Origin of the sequence: Bowmanella denitrificans (assembly GCF_039522935.1) — a bacterium.
Lineage (GTDB): Bacteria > Pseudomonadota > Gammaproteobacteria > Enterobacterales > Alteromonadaceae > Bowmanella > Bowmanella denitrificans.
In genome coordinates, this window is sequence record NZ_BAAAEI010000024.1 from 93,254 (window position 1) to 109,647 (window position 16,394).

11 protein-coding genes are annotated in these 16,394 nt (G+C 53.5%); 6 read left to right on the forward strand and 5 right to left on the reverse strand.

Translation table 11 applies throughout. The features are described 5' to 3' along the window. The first annotated feature begins 65 nt into the window (after nucleotides 1–65). Nucleotides 66–1,580, forward strand: coding sequence for a YifB family Mg chelatase-like AAA ATPase (locus ABD028_RS20070; protein ID WP_343847226.1), 1,515 nt, complete (start codon nucleotides 66–68; stop codon nucleotides 1,578–1,580). Between the two features lie 203 nt (nucleotides 1,581–1,783). Then, on the forward strand, nucleotides 1,784–3,670 hold the full coding sequence (locus ABD028_RS20075; RefSeq protein ID WP_343847227.1) for an SUMF1/EgtB/PvdO family nonheme iron enzyme: 1,887 nt from the start codon (nucleotides 1,784–1,786) through the stop codon (nucleotides 3,668–3,670). A gap of 290 nt (nucleotides 3,671–3,960) precedes the next feature. On the opposite strand, the gene ABD028_RS20080 is transcribed toward ABD028_RS20075, so the two are convergent. After that, on the reverse strand, nucleotides 3,961–4,812 hold the full coding sequence (locus ABD028_RS20080) for an EamA family transporter (protein WP_343847248.1): 852 nt from the start codon (nucleotides 4,810–4,812) through the stop codon (nucleotides 3,961–3,963). A gap of 85 nt (nucleotides 4,813–4,897) precedes the next feature. Further along, nucleotides 4,898–5,755 carry an HTH-type transcriptional activator IlvY gene (gene ilvY, locus ABD028_RS20085; protein ID WP_343847228.1) on the reverse strand — a complete coding sequence of 286 codons (858 nt, stop codon included), beginning with the start codon at nucleotides 5,753–5,755 and terminating at the stop codon, nucleotides 4,898–4,900. A gap of 148 nt (nucleotides 5,756–5,903) precedes the next feature. On the opposite strand from ilvY, the gene ilvC reads away from it, so the two are divergent. Continuing rightward, a complete protein-coding gene (gene ilvC / locus ABD028_RS20090; protein ID WP_343847229.1) occupies nucleotides 5,904–7,388 on the forward strand; it encodes a ketol-acid reductoisomerase in 1,485 nt (494 codons plus the stop codon). Nucleotides 7,389–7,601: 213 nt separating this feature from the next. Beyond that, nucleotides 7,602–11,510 carry a chitinase N-terminal domain-containing protein gene (locus tag ABD028_RS20095; protein ID WP_343847230.1) on the forward strand — a complete coding sequence of 1,303 codons (3,909 nt, stop codon included), beginning with the start codon at nucleotides 7,602–7,604 and terminating at the stop codon, nucleotides 11,508–11,510. A gap of 112 nt (nucleotides 11,511–11,622) precedes the next feature. Here the strand turns inward: ABD028_RS20095 and ABD028_RS20100 are convergent, their stop codons facing one another. Next, the gene (locus tag ABD028_RS20100; protein WP_102797642.1) at nucleotides 11,623–12,096 is read right to left on the reverse strand and encodes a thioesterase family protein; all 474 of its coding nucleotides are present in this window, start codon (nucleotides 12,094–12,096) and stop codon (nucleotides 11,623–11,625) included. Nucleotides 12,097–12,290: 194 nt separating this feature from the next. Between ABD028_RS20100 and recQ the strand changes: the two genes are divergently transcribed. Next, nucleotides 12,291–14,105 (forward strand): DNA helicase RecQ, encoded by a 1,815-nt coding sequence (gene recQ, locus ABD028_RS20105; RefSeq protein ID WP_343847231.1) that lies wholly within the window; start codon nucleotides 12,291–12,293, stop codon nucleotides 14,103–14,105. Nucleotides 14,106–14,132: 27 nt separating this feature from the next. Here recQ and ABD028_RS20110 read toward each other — a convergent pair whose 3' ends face one another. Next, a complete protein-coding gene (locus tag ABD028_RS20110) occupies nucleotides 14,133–14,444 on the reverse strand; it encodes a response regulator (protein ID WP_343847232.1) in 312 nt (103 codons plus the stop codon). Beyond that, nucleotides 14,444–14,749: a c-type cytochrome gene (locus tag ABD028_RS20115; RefSeq protein WP_343847233.1), complete on the reverse strand. Its 306-nt coding sequence runs from the start codon at nucleotides 14,747–14,749 to the stop codon at nucleotides 14,444–14,446. The genes ABD028_RS20110 and ABD028_RS20115 overlap by 1 nt, the downstream gene beginning before the upstream one ends. A 71-nt stretch (nucleotides 14,750–14,820) precedes the next feature. Between ABD028_RS20115 and ABD028_RS20120 the strand changes: the two genes are divergently transcribed. Then, the gene (locus tag ABD028_RS20120) at nucleotides 14,821–16,269 is read left to right on the forward strand and encodes a protein adenylyltransferase SelO (RefSeq protein WP_343847234.1); all 1,449 of its coding nucleotides are present in this window, start codon (nucleotides 14,821–14,823) and stop codon (nucleotides 16,267–16,269) included. Nucleotides 16,270–16,394: the final 125 nt, after the last annotated feature.

Below are 16,394 nucleotides of genomic sequence, written 5' to 3' on the forward strand. Positions count from 1 at the left end.
TACCGGCTGTTGGCATTCCCACATCCCTGGACTAGGCTTTGAAAAGTGCCGCCAGGGAAGACCATATGTCACTTGCCATCGTCCATACACGTGCCAGCGTGGGTATTGATGCCCCGCCAATCCGGGTGGAAGTGCATCTGGCCAATGGTCTGCCAGCCTTCAATATTGTCGGATTACCCGAAGCATCCGTGCGGGAATCCAGAGACAGAGTGCGCAGCGCCCTGATCAATTCAGGGTTTGAGTTTCCCGCCAGACGTATCACAGTCAACCTGGCACCGGCCGATTTACCCAAAGAGGGCGGTCGTTTTGATTTGCCTATCGCCATTGGCATTATTGCAGCGGGTGGGCAAATACCGGCCCAGCAACTTGAAAAACACGAACTGGCCGGCGAATTGGCCTTGTCGGGTGAACTGGCGCCCATCAGCGGTGCCCTGCCCCTGGCCTATGCCTGCAGCCAATCAGGCAAAGCCCTGGTACTGCCCGCCAACAATGCCGAAGAAGCTGGCCTTATCAAAGATATTCAACTGTTCCCTGCACCGGCATTACTGCAGGTTTATCATCATCTTTGCGGACAGCAACCGCTGCCGCTGTATAGTTTCCAGACTGTGCCTGTTGCCACCACGGCCCAACAGGATATGCGCGATGTTATCGGCCAGGCCGCGGCCAAACGGGCGCTGGAAATTGCTGCAGCCGGAGGTCATAACCTGTTGTTCACCGGCCCTCCGGGTACGGGTAAAACCATGCTGGCCAACAGGTTGGTGGATATTCTGCCCCCTATGAGCGATGAAGAAGCGCTGCAAACCGCCACAATTCATTCGGTAACAGGTACACCGGTGGATCCGCAGCATTGGCGGCAACGACCTTTTCGCCATCCCCACCATACGGCATCAGCCATTGCCTTAGCCGGTGGTGGCAGTATTCCGCGTCCGGGGGAGATTTCACTGGCTCATAATGGCGTATTGTTTCTGGATGAATTGCCGGAGTTTGACCGTAAAGTGCTGGACGTACTACGTGAACCCCTTGAATCCGGTTACGTATGTATTTCACGGGCCGCTCAACAAGCCAGATTTCCAGCCAGATTCCAGTTGGTTGCAGCCATGAACCCCAGTCCAACCGGCAGTGCCGATGACAAACGCAGTTCCCCGCAACAGGTGTTGCGTTACCTGAGTAAGTTATCCGGGCCTTTTCTGGATCGTATCGATTTGCAGGTGGATGTACCGCGTTTGCCCAAGGGCAGCCTGGGTGATGAATTACAGGACAGGGGCGACAGCAGTGCCAGTATCCGAGCCAGGGTCAGAGCGGCCAGGCAGCGGCAACTGGCCCGTCGCGGTAAAACCAATGTCACGCTGAATAGCAAAGAAATGGCCGCAGATTGTCAGTTGAATAGCCAGGACCAGGTGTTTCTGGAAAATGCCTGCGAGCGTTTGGGCCTGTCGGTGCGCAGCTACCATCGGCTGCTGCGGGTGGCCCGAACTATTGCAGATTTGCAGGACGAACCGGCCATTGTGCGGGCGCATCTGGCGGAGGCCCTGCAATATCGCTCGTTTGATCGATTAATGGCGCAATTGCTGGCTCAATAGGGATAATTTCTGATATCTGTTAGTCAAGCCACAGAATTCCCGTTACTGACACTTGCGCTTTACTTGACAAGTCAATAGCATAGGGCCTTGTTGCGGCATTTTTGCATGCGTGTAAGGCAGCGCTATAGATAAGCACAACGCCGTTTAGAGAACCATAAAAACAACAGCAGTTTGCCAGCTGGCGACCCGTTTGGAATGGAATAATGAAGCGAATAGCACATCTTGCTCTGGCGATGGCTCTGGTATGTCCAGCAGGCCTGATCGCAGCGGAAAATACATCCGTAGAGGAAATCCAACAGCAAATTCAGGCCAACCAAAGCGAATACGACAGCTACCATAGAACGCTGGAAGGTGAGATAGCCAACGCCGCAAGTCTGGAAAGAGATTTGGGCACAATGCGTACTAAAGGCAAAGAGCTGGAACATACCCGCCAGGTCAGGCTGAACGAAATGAACGTTCAGTACGAACGGACCATTGAAGATCCCAGTATCGATATCAACCAGGCCAGAGAAGCCTACCTGGCAGCGGTGCGGGCGCATAAAGAGAACAAGGACGCGATCACCGCCAAGTATAACGAATGGCAGAGCAAATTGTTGGACGTGGAAAAACTGCGCTTGTCCAAACACAGCCTGCTGAACAAAATTGAAAGCCTCAAAGAGAAACTCAATAACGCCAGAGTAGACAGGCTGTTCCGTGAGTTTAACCGTCAGGATCAGGTGCAGGTCAATCATGAAATTACCTGTGACCGCGACGAAACCATCGGTAAATGTACCGAGCGTGGTAAGTTTCTGGCCAAACAAAAAGCCTCCAAACGTTTCCTGGATCAGTTGTATGACGGCCTGACCGAATCCGCAGCAGCCAAGCAACATCGTCCCTATTCAGAGGCCTACGTACTGCTGCAGCGCAGCGACGTCACTCAGGACGGCTTCAGCGGTGCCGGTAATTACTCAGTACAGATGAATGTTGAGCTGAAAGGCAACCTGAAGCGCACCGAGGGCTGCCAGTTGCTTGGCCTGGATAAGCGTTACTGTGTGGCTGAACGCACGCCACCCGAAGTGGCCAAAGTAGTGACCGTACCGAAAGCAGCAGACGGCAGTGCACCGGTTGACGAATCCGTAATGTATGAGCTGACAGTGCGCTCCAATGTGTACGACGATGAAGTGTTTATCGATGGCGTCAGCTACGGTTCTACCCGCCTGCAGATTATGCTGCCGGCCGGTCCGCACGATCTGGAAGTGGTCAAACGCGGCTATGAAACCTTCCGTCAGAATATCCAGCTAAAAGAGAGCACCACCATTAAGGTGGAAATGAAACGCGCCCAGTTTGCCTTTAACAAGGGCGAAAAAGTGCAGGACATTCTTAATGGTGATATCCCTGGTCCACAACTGGTGGTAGTACCGGCTGGTTCCTTCCGGATGGGTGATATCAATGGCACAGGCCTGGAAAATGAGCGCCCGGTAGAAACCAAAACCCTGAATAACTCCTTTGGTATTGGTGAGTTTGAAGTGACAGTGGGCGACTTCCGCCGTTTTGTGGAAGAAACCAGCTATGTTACCGATGCAGAGAAAGAGCGTGGTTGCGCCTTCTACGAGCAGGGTGAACCCGTATGGCAGGACCAGCTTAACTGGCGTACGCCGGGTTATGCCAATACCGACAACCACCCTGTGGTCTGTATCAGTCAGCGTGATGCCACCGCCTATGTAAACTGGTTGTCTGAAGCCAGCGGCAACAAATACCGCCTGCCCAGCGAAACCGAATGGGAATACGCAGCCCGCGGTGGTAAAGAAAACGATTATTGGTGGGGTGACAGCGTAGGCACTGGTAATGCTAACTGCGGTTGGTGTGGTAGCCAGTGGTCAAATATCAGCGCAGCGCCCGTGGCCTCCTTTGACCGCAACAGCTATGGCCTGTTTGACACGGTCGGCAACGTGTGGGAATGGACAGTATCCAGCGCCTCAAACAACGGTGCCGTAGTACGTGGCGGGGCCTGGAATTTTGCTCCCCGTCTGGCCAGGGTATCTACCCGTATGGAACTGGACCCTACTTTCCGCGCTAATTACATTGGTATGCGTGTGGTCCGGGAGCGTTAAACAAAACACTGATAGAAAAACCGGCTTCGCCGGTTTTTTTATATCCAGGGATGGATGGTATGTCGATGTTGTATGGAACATTCATCGACGATATCCAGGGATGGACGGGCAGAAAAGTTGCTCCTGCATTTTCTGCACTTCCACCATCCATGGCGGTCGTATGTCGATGTTGTATGGAACATTCATCGACGATATCCAGGGATGGACGGGCAGAATAATTGCTCCTGCATTTTCTGCACTTCCACCATCCATGGTGGTCGTATGTCGATGTTGTAAGGAACATTCATCGACTATGTCCAGACCACGCAAATAGCCGCAATCACTATCAGCAACAAGCCCAGCTTATCAGCACGGGCCAGTTTTTCCTTAAACCACCAGGCAGAAATCAGCAGGCTGAACAGTACTTCCACCTGCCCCAGGGTTTTCACCAGCGCCACCGACTCCAAACTCATAGCAGTAAACCAGCCAATAGAGCCAACACAGCTGCAAAAGCTGATTGTCAGGGTTAATTTCGGCCTTTGCCACAATGCCTTTAAGGTCGCCATATCACGGATTATCAGCCAGGCCACCAGCAACAGTGATTGCAATAAGATCACCAACAACAGCACCCAGGCCGCACCATGCGGGAAAGGTAACCCAAGTTCCAGACTGGCTTCCCTGACCCACAGTGATGTCAACGCAAAGGCCAGGCCACTGCCAAGTCCCAGGCACAATGTCTGCCAGGACCAACCATGCACCGCGCGAATACCGCTAAGCAAAAACACCGCTACCGCCCCCAGCAACACACCTAGCCAACCCAGCCAGTCTAACGACACAGCAAAGAATACTACCCCCAGTGCCGCCGCCAGAATCGCTTCACTTTTGGCCAGGCCAACGCCAATGGCATAGTTACGTAGTTGAAACAGCTTAACCATCAAGGCAGTGGCCAGAATCTGCATCAGCGCCGCGCCCAGAATGTAGAGCCCGAACAGGCCACTGAAATCGGGTTTAGCAACAGGCTGCCACTGATAGAGCACAAACAAATACAACGCTGCCAACGGCCCGGCATAGATAAACCGCGCCAACGTCACCCCGCTAACAGCTACGTCCTGGCTAAGCTGCTTTTGGAAAGCGTTGCGCCAGGCCTGCATAAATGCGGCCATCAGGGTAAAAGGGATCCAAAGCACAACGCACTCCAATGCTCAAAAAGAGCCCGATAATAACAGCTAAACAGCCTGAGCTGACAAGTCAGATCTGTTGCAACAAGGCTTTGATCAGCGGTTCAGAAAGACGTTCTTTAAGACAACACAGGCCCAGTTTAAAGGGTTCAATATCGGCCAGGGCAATTATGCTGATCTTATCTGCCAGAATGGATTGCTCCACCACTGGCCTGGGCACAATGCCAATACCGCAGCCCAGCGCCACCATACTGACAATAGCCTCGTGCCCGGTCACAGAGGCATACACGTTTGGGCGAATGCCGTGTTCGGTCAGCCAATGATGCACTATGCGCTTGGACGGCCCGGTTTCTGGTAACACCATGGAAACGGTGCGCCAGTCCACCTGTTCAAGCTGACTCAGGCGCATGGACGCCGGGCAAATCATCACCAGCGGTAAGGTATCCAAATGATGAAAAGCCAGCGCGGGCGGAAAGTCGGGCGCATCTACGGCAATGGCCATATCGGCCTTTCCTGTCAGCACCTTGTCGGTGGAGACCCCTGGGTCGCCGGTGGTCAGTTTAATCTCCACTTGTGGATACAAATGGCGAAAACGTGCCAGCAGGGCCGGTAAATGGCTGTAACTGGCCGTCACCGAGCAAAACAGACTAAGCTCGCCCGCCAGTTCCTGACTATGGCGGTGAATCTCACTTTTCACTTGCTGCCAGGCTGTCAGGGTTTGCTGGCTGAACTGCAGCATACGGCTACCGGCCGCTGTCAGCTTAACCTTGCGATTGTCCCTGACAAACAGCGGGGCCCCGCATTCCTCTTCCAGGCGCTGAATGGCGCGGCTTAAAGTGGACGGGCTGACAAACAGTGCATCTGCGGTTTTACCAAAGTGCAGACTGGTGGCCAGGTGCTGAAACAACTGCAGGTTGCGAATATCCATGAGTATTGCAAATTATGAAACACATACTTGCGAATATATCATTTTATTCAACAAGCGCCATGACCTATTCTGATTGCAACACAAGTACGTCACTGGCTTGTAAGAAGAAGATTATCGGTTGCCCCGCGGGGTGACCACGGAGAAAGTTATGGCAAATTATTTCAACTCCCTGAATTTGAGACAGCAGTTAGATCAGCTGGGTCAATGTCGTTTTATGGATCGCCAGGAATTCGCCAATGGCTGTGATTTCCTTAAAGGCAAAAAGATTGTCATCGTCGGTTGCGGTGCCCAGGGCCTGAACCAGGGTCTGAATATGCGTGATTCCGGCCTGGATGTGGCTTACGCCCTGCGCCAGTCTGCCATTGATGAAAAACGTGATTCTTATCAGCGTGCCACCTCCAATGGTTTTGAGGTAGGGACTTATCAGCAACTGATCCCTCAGGCCGATCTGGTTTATAACCTGACTCCGGATAAGCAGCACGCCAGCGTGATCGAAGCGGTGATGCCGCTGATGAAGCAAGGCGCCGCGCTGTCTTATTCGCATGGTTTCAACATTGTTGAAGAAGGTCAGCAGATCCGTAGCGATATCACCGTAGTGATGTGCGCGCCTAAGTGCCCGGGTACCGAGGTTCGCGAAGAGTATAAACGTGGTTTCGGTGTGCCTACCCTGATTGCCGTGCACCCGGAAAACGACCCGCAGGGTCAGGGCCTGGATATTGCCAAGGCGCTGGCATCGGCGACAGGTGGTGACCGCGCCGGTGTACTGCATTCATCCTTTGTGGCCGAGGTTAAGTCCGACCTGATGGGTGAGCAGACCATTTTATGTGGTATGCAACAAACCGCCGCCATTCTAGGCTATGAGAAGATGGTGGCCGACGGTGAAGATCCGGCGTACGCCGCTGCATTGCTGCAATATGGCCTGGAAGCCATTACCGAAGCCCTGAAGATTGGTGGTGTCACCAATATGATGGACAGATTGTCCAACCCGGCCAAGATCAAAGCCTTTGAGCTGTCAGAGCAACTGAAAACCATGCTGCGCCCGCTGTTTGAAAAACATCAGGACGACATTCTCAGTGGCGAATTCTCCCGCACTATGATGCAGGACTGGGCAAATGGCGATGCCAACCTGCTGAAATGGCGTGAAGAAACCGGTCGTAGCGGCTTCGAGCAAGCGCCGGTTTACCAGGGCAAGATCGACGAGCAGGAGTTTTTCGACAAAGGCATTTTCCTGGTCGCCATGATCAAAGCCGGTGTTGAGTTAGCATTTGACGTGATGGTGGAGTCCGGCATGTTGCCTGAGTCAGCCTATTATGAGTCTCTGCACGAAACACCACTGATCGCCAACACCATTGCCCGTAAGCGTTTGTACGAGATGAATGTGGTGATCTCTGACACTGCTGAATACGGTAACTACCTGTTTGCCAATGCCGCCGTACCACTGCTGGCACAGAAGCTGATGCCTGGTCTGAGTGCTGAGTTACTCGGTAAGGGTCTGGCCAGCAAGTCGAACAGTGTGGACAACAAAACTCTGGTAGCGGTAAACCAAGCCATTCGCGACCACCATGTCGAACTGATAGGTGAAGAGCTGCGCGGCTATATGACTGATATGAAGGCCATAGTCGCCGCAAGCTGATGAAACGTTTCTGTCGTTAGGTGCTAACCAAGCCCTTTGCCCGGTCAATTTGACCGGGCTTTTTTATTCCTAATAGGTCATTGATAGGTTAATTTAATGTAAAAATAATTAGTCCATTATGTTGACTAAATATTGCTCGTCTCCTAGTTTTGTTGTGTTTTGCCAGCCCTGAGGGCCGGTTTTTCCACAACACAATACATAGGACAACAACCGATGAGACGAGGATTATTACCAACCGCCCTGCTCGGCAGCGCAGGACTGTTGGTCAGCCACAGCCTGTTGGCGGCACCGGGAACGCCAAGCATTGCCTGGATGGAAAGCACTTATGCAGCCCCTGCACAGTACACAGTGCAGTGGAATATGTGGTGGGGCAACAATGGCGACACCTGGTATTTACTGGAAAACGGCGCCGTCGTCCATACCGCCAGTCTGACCCCTAATGGCCAGAATGCCCAGAATGGGCAATTGCAGCTAAGCAAAACCGGCGGCGGCAATTTCGCCTACCAGGTCAAACTATGTGATACCTCGGTCACACCGGAGTCTTGCAGTCAAAGTAATATCACCAACATCAGCGTATCCGGCGGTGCGGTTAATCAGCCCCCCGTGGTAAATGCCGGTGCCGATCAATCCATTGAAACCGGCAATGCCGCCAGCCTCAATGGCAGCGTGCAGGACGATGGCCTGTCATCACCTTTAACCAGCAGTTGGGCCAGCCAATCAGGCCCGGGCACCGTGACCTTTGCCGACGCAACCGCTCCTACAACCACTGCAACATTCAGTGCAACAGGTACCTATGTGCTCAGGCTGACGGCAAACGACGGCGAATTCAGCGCCTTTGATGACGTTCAGGTAACAGTAGCCGATGTGGCAGCCAATCAACCACCGGTGGCCAATGCCGGCGCCGATGCCAATGCGTCCCCCAATGTGGCGCTGGCACTGACTGGCAGTTATCAGGATGACGGCAAGAGCGGTCCGGTTACCGAAGCCTGGAGCAAAGTATCCGGCCCCGGAAACGTGAGTTTCAGTAATGCCAATGCCGGTAGCACCCAGGTGACCTTTGATACGGTCGGCAGTTATGTGCTGGCCTACACGGTGAATGACTCGGAGTTTAGCGACAGCGACCAGTTAAATGTCACCGTTGCCACTGGTCCTGCTCCAGAAGCCCCGGCCACGCCCGCTATTGCCTGGATGCCCACCGAAGCACAGCTAACCAATGGCAGTGTAGATATCACGGTACGCTGGAATATGTACTGGGGTAAAAACGGCAACCAATGGCGACTGTTGCAAAACGGTACGCAGGTACACAGCGCCCCACTTACCGCCAGTGGTAACAGTGCCCAGTCCGGTCAACATACCGTAACCCTGACCCAGGGCGGCAGCTATAGCTTTGTGGTTGCCCTGTGTAATGTATCAGGCAATCAAGAAGCCTGTACCAACAGTAATACTGCTACAGTCACCGTCGCCGGTGGGGGCGGTGAACCTATTGTTAATTGTGGCCCCGGCACCGCAGCCGGTTTGTGTTTGCCCTATCGTGCCGATCAGGTCGACCTGTATGTTAAGGGCTGGCCGAATACGCTGGCCATGGGCACCCTGGTAGACAATGACCCGGCTGATAACGCTGAGCTGGCTGCCTCTAAGGTCAATGCTATTTACCAATATGCCGGTGATGCGGTGCGAGGTCAGTTGCTGACGCCTGATGCCACCCGCCAGACTATTGCTCAGGCCAGACAGATTGGCAGTCAGGTACGATCGGTCTTGGTAGCCACCACCGCCAATGCCAGCACAGGCACAGATCTGGGCTCTGAAGATATTCTCACCTATGCAAATCTGGTAGTGCATTATCGCAATCTGATTCGCCAGGCGGCACAGATGCAATTGGCCAAAGACGCCAACCATCAACACCCGGCCACCCTGTTGCTGAACGGCGAATTGCTGGGCCAATGGTTTGAAGCACAGAACGACTTTGCCACCTTGTTTGGCAGCCAGGGTAACTGGACACCGGTACAAGTAGTGCAGGCACTGCAGGAAGCCATCAGCCTGGACAGCGGTTATCAATTGCTGGATAACAGCGGCAATCCGCAAAGCCTGGGCAGTTTATACAATCTGAACAACTTGCAAAGCGAAGCCGCTGGCCTGCTCAGCGACGACCTTAAAGGTTGGATCCAGTCCCAACACTTTATTCTGAAGCGCTTCAGCCCAGACGTGCCCTTCGCCTGGGTGGTGAATCTGGAAGGACCAGCCAACACCGCGACATTACAGGCCCAGTATTCAGGTCTGCAGGCTGTGTGGAACGGCGCTTCTGAACCTATGGCCGCCTTTATCCACGAGCTGGGACTGTTTGATGACGTCGATTTGCGTCCGGATTTCCTTGCCTTTGACAAAGGTAATGACGATGGTTTCTCGCCAAGTGGCAAAGCGCTGCATGGTTTTGGCCCCCGTCAGTGGGAAAACTACCTGAACTATGTACGTCAAATCAGCGACTACTTCGAAGTTCCCGCCATGCTGTGGCAACTGCCAGGCGGCCATCTGGCCACCAATGGCGAAGCCACCGGTAGTTATGATCTGGCAAATCATTCCGCCAGTGCCGGCAGCTACTTTATGGGTGACAAGAACATTGGCACTAACCTGTCGGCGATCCGCCCGGCGGTACTGAATATCGCCCTGGATGCCAACAACTATGACAACGCTACCAGCGTCGCGGCCTTGCTTGGACAGGAAAGCAACCATGACTGGGGGGTTAGTCGCCTGCGTCATGCCGCCTTTGCCAACGTGTTCGCCATTTTGTGGGGCAGCCCCACCAGCACCACCGTGGTGCCACTGGGTAGTCATAACGACAATGGCTGGCTGAAAAACAAAATTGTGGCCTACCAGGATAACGGCGGCGTGCCGCTATACCATATCGCCGGGCCAAGCAGTTCCACCCCATTAACCTCTATTCCCGCGCTGAACACCGAGTTGGAAAGCATTGAATCTGTGGTGAACAATGAGGTGTTCCTGTATCAGACCCCGTCTAATTCGTGGATCCCATCTACGGTGTACAAGTGGGGCGACTTCCTGTCGGCGCTGAATGCCATGCATAACCAGGGCGTGGGCGACGTGAAGTTCTGGCTGATTGACGAAAACGCCGATGAAGCCACCAACATTCTGTATGCCAAAGTCGCCATCGCGGCCTTCCTGGCACAAAGTATGAAGGAAACCATTCAGTACAATGCCTGCGATGAGAACAACTGGTCAATCAACACCGGCGACCCGGTTAACTATCCGTTGTCTTCGTCTTGTGGCCAGTTACAGCAAAACTACTCGGACTATGGCGTCAATCCCGCCACCGGCAATGACTACCCGTATTCCTGTCCGGTCAATATGAAGATGGAGATGACCGCGGTGACCCATGCCAAATGGTATGGTGCACCAGCCCCGTTGTTTGTGGCACCGGATGCGGTACTGGAAGAACAAGGCTTACTGGTCAACGGCCATGTAGGTAAATGGAACTACTCTGCAGATTGCAGCGGCCAAACCGGCAGCGCCGATCTGACTAAACAAGCCTGGCTGCGTGACGAGTGTAAAGTGTACGACGAGCAAAAAGCCGGTAAATTTATCTGGGACGGCAGCGCTGGCAAGTCAGTAGAAGGCTGTGGCTGGTGGGGTCGTGGTGTGATTCAAACCACAGGCCGCTTCAACTTCGGTAAGCTGAATCACTTCCTGGGTCGCAGCCATGTGGATCCCGACTTGGTCGGTCAGGTGGTTGAAGGTATGCAGGTGGTCGCCGCCCCCAGCAACCCGCTGTACGGCGATATGGACCTGTGCCAAAACCCGGAACTGGTGTGCAGCACCGAGGAACACAAAGAAATCAAATGGATTGCCGGCCTGTTCTACTGGATGAACGAAGTACAGGGCTATGACAATACCGGTGGCCCCTATGAAGGCTGGAACTACTATCAAGAACTGAAGGCTTATGTGGCCGGCGGTTTGCAGGGCAGTGGTTTTATTGATGATATTTCCGGTATCGTCAACCGCGGCTGTCCCGACAGCACCTGCCCCATCAGCGGACCGGTAGACGGTCTGGCTGACAGAAAAGCCAATTTCTTTAAAGTACTGCAAGCCATGGGTCTGAATCCCCAGTAACTGCAAGTCACACCATCACCCGATAAACATCGGGTGATGGTACTTCCCTGCTGTGTTTGCTGCATTTTCCGCCATGTGATTTATCGCCGGGCAAACCCTGAATATATCTCCCTTAACCCACCATATAGGTACCAGTACCAAAGGCAATATGCTCACCGTGCTCGTTATGCAATTCCATTCTGCATACCGCCACCCTGCTGCCTTTACGGATCACACTGGCGGTGGCAATAAATTCTTCGCCCTTACCGGGGCGCAAATAATCAACCCGCATATCTATGGTGCCAATCCGCGCCAGCCGCTGCTGAAATTGCTCCAGGGTCAGATCTTCCATGTCCCGCACCACATGCAAAATGGCCATTAACCCACCCACGGTATCCAGCACAGCGGCCGTGACACCACCATGCAGAATTTTCTGGATAGGATTGCCCATCAGCCCGTCGTGCCAGGGTAAACGCACTTCCACACCTTCACCGTCAAACTGACTGATTTGCAGCCCCAGCAAGTGGTTAAACGGCATATGGTCGCGAAATACGCCGGCCACGTAATCCGCCAGTTGGCGGCTGTCCAGCAAGGTAGTCTTTTGCATTGTCATTCTTTCTGGTTGGACCTGTTCCCATCATAGCAGCCCGGCCCAGGGACTTGGCAAGCCATACAGATATTCACGAATTCTGACGCCCCCTAACCACAGCTCACAAAGCTTGCAGATTAGAGTGCGAGCAGTCATGAATTCCTGATAACTTTGGGGTAGACTAGCGGCCCTGTTTTTCTGACCCCGAAACCATGTCTGACGTTCTGGCCTCCACCCTAACACAACCCACCCCGGCAAGCGTATTGCGGGAAGTGTTCGGCTACGACAGTTTCAGGCCCGGTCAGGAACAAGTCATTCAGGCCTGCCTGGATGGGCAGGACAGTCTGGTACTGATGCCCACCGGCGGCGGTAAGTCGCTGTGCTACCAGGTGCCGGCACTGCTGCTACCCGGCCTGACCCTGGTGGTGTCTCCGCTGATTTCATTGATGAAAGATCAGGTGGATGCCTTACATGCCTCCGGCGTCAGTGCCGCCTATCTGACCTCAGCGCTGACCCGCCCCGAGCAACTTAACGTGCTGGCCGGCGTGCAGGATGGTAAATACAAACTGTTGTATGTGGCCCCGGAACGGCTGGTCCAGCCAGAATTTATTCAGCGTTTGCAACATATTCAGGTCAGCCTGTTTGCCATTGATGAAGCTCACTGCGTGTCACACTGGGGCCATGACTTTCGCCATGACTATATGGCCCTTGGCCAGCTTAAGCATTTCTTTCCCCATGTACCAATGATGGGGCTGACCGCCACTGCCGACCCGGCCACCCGCATGGATATACTGCAGCAACTTCGTTTGCACCAACCCATGATCTATCAGGGCAGTTTTGACCGCCCCAATATTCGCTACACCCAGTTGCAGAAATACAAGCCCATGGAACAGCTTGAAGCTTATATAAAGGGCCAGGAAGGCAGCGGCATTATTTACTGTAACAGCCGCAAAAAGGTGGAAGATGTAGCCTTTAAACTGGCCAATCGTGGGATTAACTGTGCCGGTTACCATGCCGGTATGGAAGCCGAGATCCGTGACATTACCCAGCGTAACTTTCTCAAAGACAATATTGATGTGATTGTTGCCACTGTTGCGTTCGGCATGGGCATCAATAAACCGAATGTGCGCTACGTGGTGCATTTTGATCTGCCCCGTACCATCGAGTCTTATTATCAGGAAACCGGCCGCGCCGGGCGGGACGGCAGCCCGGCCGAAGCACTGTTGTTGTTTGACGAAAAAGATGTGGCGCGCATTCGTGAATGGATCAGTCTCACCGACAATCCTCACCGTCAGGAAGTGGAGTTGCAACGCTTTGCTGCCATGGAGGCCTTTGCCGAAGCGCAAACCTGTCGACGCCAGGTGTTGCTGAACTACTTTGGTGAATACAACGCCTCGGCCTGCGGCAACTGTGATATCTGCCTGGATCCCCCCAAGGCCTTTGACGGCACGGTAGCCGCGCAGAAAGTGCTGTCCTGCATTTACCGCCTGAACCAATCGGTGGCCAGCCAGTATCTGATTGATGTATTGCGCGGTAAAAAGCTGAAACGTATTGTCGACAGCGGCCATGACCAGCTCAGCACCTATGGTATAGGCAAAGACGAAAGTGATGCCTGGTGGCACAACCTGATCAATCAACTGATACACCAGGGGCTGGTCAGGGTGGATATTACCCAGAATGCCATGCTTAAACTGAATGAGGCCGCCCGCGCGGTACTCAAAGGGGAACTACCTGTTAGTCTGGCGGTGCCCAGAATGAGTTTGAATCTGGGTAAAAAAGCCAAGCTGGATAACCGCAACTACGACAGGGCGCTGTTTGCCAAATTGAAAAAGCTGCGCAAAGCCATTGCCGAAGAAGACGAAGTACCGCCTTTTGTGGTGTTTTCCGATATGACCTTGTCGCATATGGCAGAAATCCTGCCCACCAGCGAGCGTGATATGTTGCAGGTCAGCGGTGTAGGGCAAACCAAACTGAGCCGCTATGGCGAGGCCTTTTTAAGTCTGATCCGCGATCATTTGGCAGGGTAACAGGCTAAATCAGCACGATCCCTGCTGCTATAACTTCTGCAGCAAACGTCGCACCTGCTCGGCAAAGCCAGGCAGTGGCTGCCAGTTTGCTACCCACCCCAGACAATGTTCGGGCAGAGTGTCAGGCGCAGCCCCATAGCCTATTTTGGTGATACTGGCAGGCATAGTAGCCAGCACTGGTTGCCTGCCCAGCAAGACATCAAAGGGCCTGGCAATCATAGCCACCACGGCCTGCTCCGGTGTAGCGAAGTCCATCACATCAAAACCACCGGTGCTTTGCAGCACCAGGGTCAGGTCCTTTCTAAGCCGGGCTTGCTGCTCAACAAGCAGAATCCGCACTATTTTCCGACAGGGTCGAGACTGGCGTAATAGGCGGCCAAATTAGCGATATCGTCGTCAGACAAGGGTTTGGCCATAGGCGCCATCACCATATTTTTACGCTCACCGTCACGAAAGGCTTTCAGTTGCAGCACCAGATATTGCTCTTTCTGGCCAGCCAGATTGGGGTACATGGGGATTGGAGATATACCATTGGCCCCGTGGCAAGCCGCACAAGTCGCCGACTTGGCTTTACCGGCGGCAATATCACCGGCCAGCGCAGGATAGGATGCAAACAAAGCGAACAGTACAGCAAGTTTCTTCATAACAACTCCGGGTAGTGGTCTTATTGAATGTTACAATAGCCCAAGTTTTCACTTTTCCATACGGCAACACTGTGTATTTGGCTCACACTTACGCCCAACAATTGGCAGACCTGGGAAGTCAGGTGCGGGTACAAGCGCCGCAGGAGGCTTGGTTAGCCCATGTTAACCATGCCCTGCTAGCCGATCTTGATCTGGATCCACAACTGTTTGAACAAAAAAGATTATTTGCTGAATTGTTCGAAGCACAGGGAATCCTTAACCGTCAGGCCATGGCACAAAAATACGGTGGCCACCAGTTTGGCCAATGGAACCCGCAACTGGGCGACGGGCGCGGATTGCTGCTTGGCGAAACCCGGGATATGCAAGGTAAGCCGGTAGACCTGCATCTAAAAGGGGCCGGCCAAACACCCTATTCCAGATTTGGTGACGGCCGCGCCGTGCTGCGTTCCACCCTGCGTGAGTACCTGGTGGGCGAAGCCATGCACCACCTTGGCATTCCCAGTTCCCGCTCCTTGTGTCTGATTGCCAGTCAGGAACCGGTGCAACGTGAGCAACAAGAAACCGCGGCAATGATGATCCGCACCTGCCAGAGCCATATTCGCTTCGGCCATTTCGAGTATTTTTTCCATAGTGGTCAGAGCGACAAGCTGCAAAGACTGTTTGATTATTGCCTGACCCAGCATTTTTCAGACCTGCAGGGCTGCGACAATCCGTATTTGGCCCTGCTTGAGCGCATTGTACTGACCACCGCCGAACTGGTTGCCAAATGGCAGGCCTTCGGTTTTGCCCACGGGGTTATGAATACCGACAATATGTCTATCCATGGCATCAGTTTCGACTTCGGGCCTTACGCTTTTTTAGACGACTTTCAGCAGGACTTTATCTGTAATCATTCTGATCATCAGGGCCGTTATGCTTTTGACCGTCAGCCCGGCATTGCCCTGTGGAACCTCAATGCGCTGGCCCATGCCTTTAGTGGTCATCTGGATATTGACCAGCTCAAACAGGCGTTGGCCCACTACGAGCCCCACCTGCTAAGTCACTATTTCGACCTGATGGCAAAAAAGCTGGGCCTGCAGAATGCCGATGAGCAGGACAACCGGGATGAAAAACTGATTGGCGACTGGCTAAGCATGCTCAGTCAGCAGCGACGCGATTATCACTGCGCGTTTCGGCTGCTCAGTCACTACCAGCCCGGCCAGGAAGCGCCGTTGTTGGATTACTTTATCAACCGTGACCAGGCCAGCCAGTGGCTTACCCGATATCAACAAAAACTGGCGACCCAGCCGCAGTCGCACCAGGAGCGTCAACAGGCCATGCAGGCCATTAACCCCAAATTCGTGCTGCGTAATTACCTGGCCCAGCAGGCCATTGAACAAGCACAGCAAGGCGAGTTTGACGAATTTGAGCGCCTGTTTGAGGTACTGAAACACCCTTTTACTGAGCAACCACAGTTTGACACTTATGCCAAACCACCGCCGGATTGGGGTAAGTCGCTGGAGATTTCATGCAGCAGTTAGAGACGCTGCAATTTCGCCTGCAGGGCCAAGCCTGAGCCAAGGGTTTGATAACCAATTACAAATCAGGGCTTTTAAGCGCCGCCAAAGAATTTATACTGTGGCTACAACGATAAAAAAGTAATCAA

Excerpts from the sequence above, each read along its gene's own strand:
- recQ (WP_343847231.1), top strand. The coding sequence starts at position 12,291 with ATGTCTGACGTTCTGGCCTCCACCCTAACACAACCCACCCCGGCAAGC.
- ABD028_RS20115 (WP_343847233.1), bottom strand. The coding sequence starts at position 14,749 with ATGAAGAAACTTGCTGTACTGTTCGCTTTGTTTGCATCCTATCCTGCG.
- ilvY (WP_343847228.1), bottom strand. The coding sequence starts at position 5,755 with ATGGATATTCGCAACCTGCAGTTGTTTCAGCACCTGGCCACCAGTCTG.
- ABD028_RS20095 (WP_343847230.1), top strand. The coding sequence starts at position 7,602 with ATGAGACGAGGATTATTACCAACCGCCCTGCTCGGCAGCGCAGGACTG.
- ABD028_RS20100 (WP_102797642.1), bottom strand. The coding sequence starts at position 12,096 with ATGCAAAAGACTACCTTGCTGGACAGCCGCCAACTGGCGGATTACGTG.
- ilvC (WP_343847229.1), top strand. The coding sequence starts at position 5,904 with ATGGCAAATTATTTCAACTCCCTGAATTTGAGACAGCAGTTAGATCAG.
- ABD028_RS20075 (WP_343847227.1), top strand. The coding sequence starts at position 1,784 with ATGAAGCGAATAGCACATCTTGCTCTGGCGATGGCTCTGGTATGTCCA.
- ABD028_RS20080 (WP_343847248.1), bottom strand. The coding sequence starts at position 4,812 with ATGGCCGCATTTATGCAGGCCTGGCGCAACGCTTTCCAAAAGCAGCTT.
- ABD028_RS20070 (WP_343847226.1), top strand. The coding sequence starts at position 66 with ATGTCACTTGCCATCGTCCATACACGTGCCAGCGTGGGTATTGATGCC.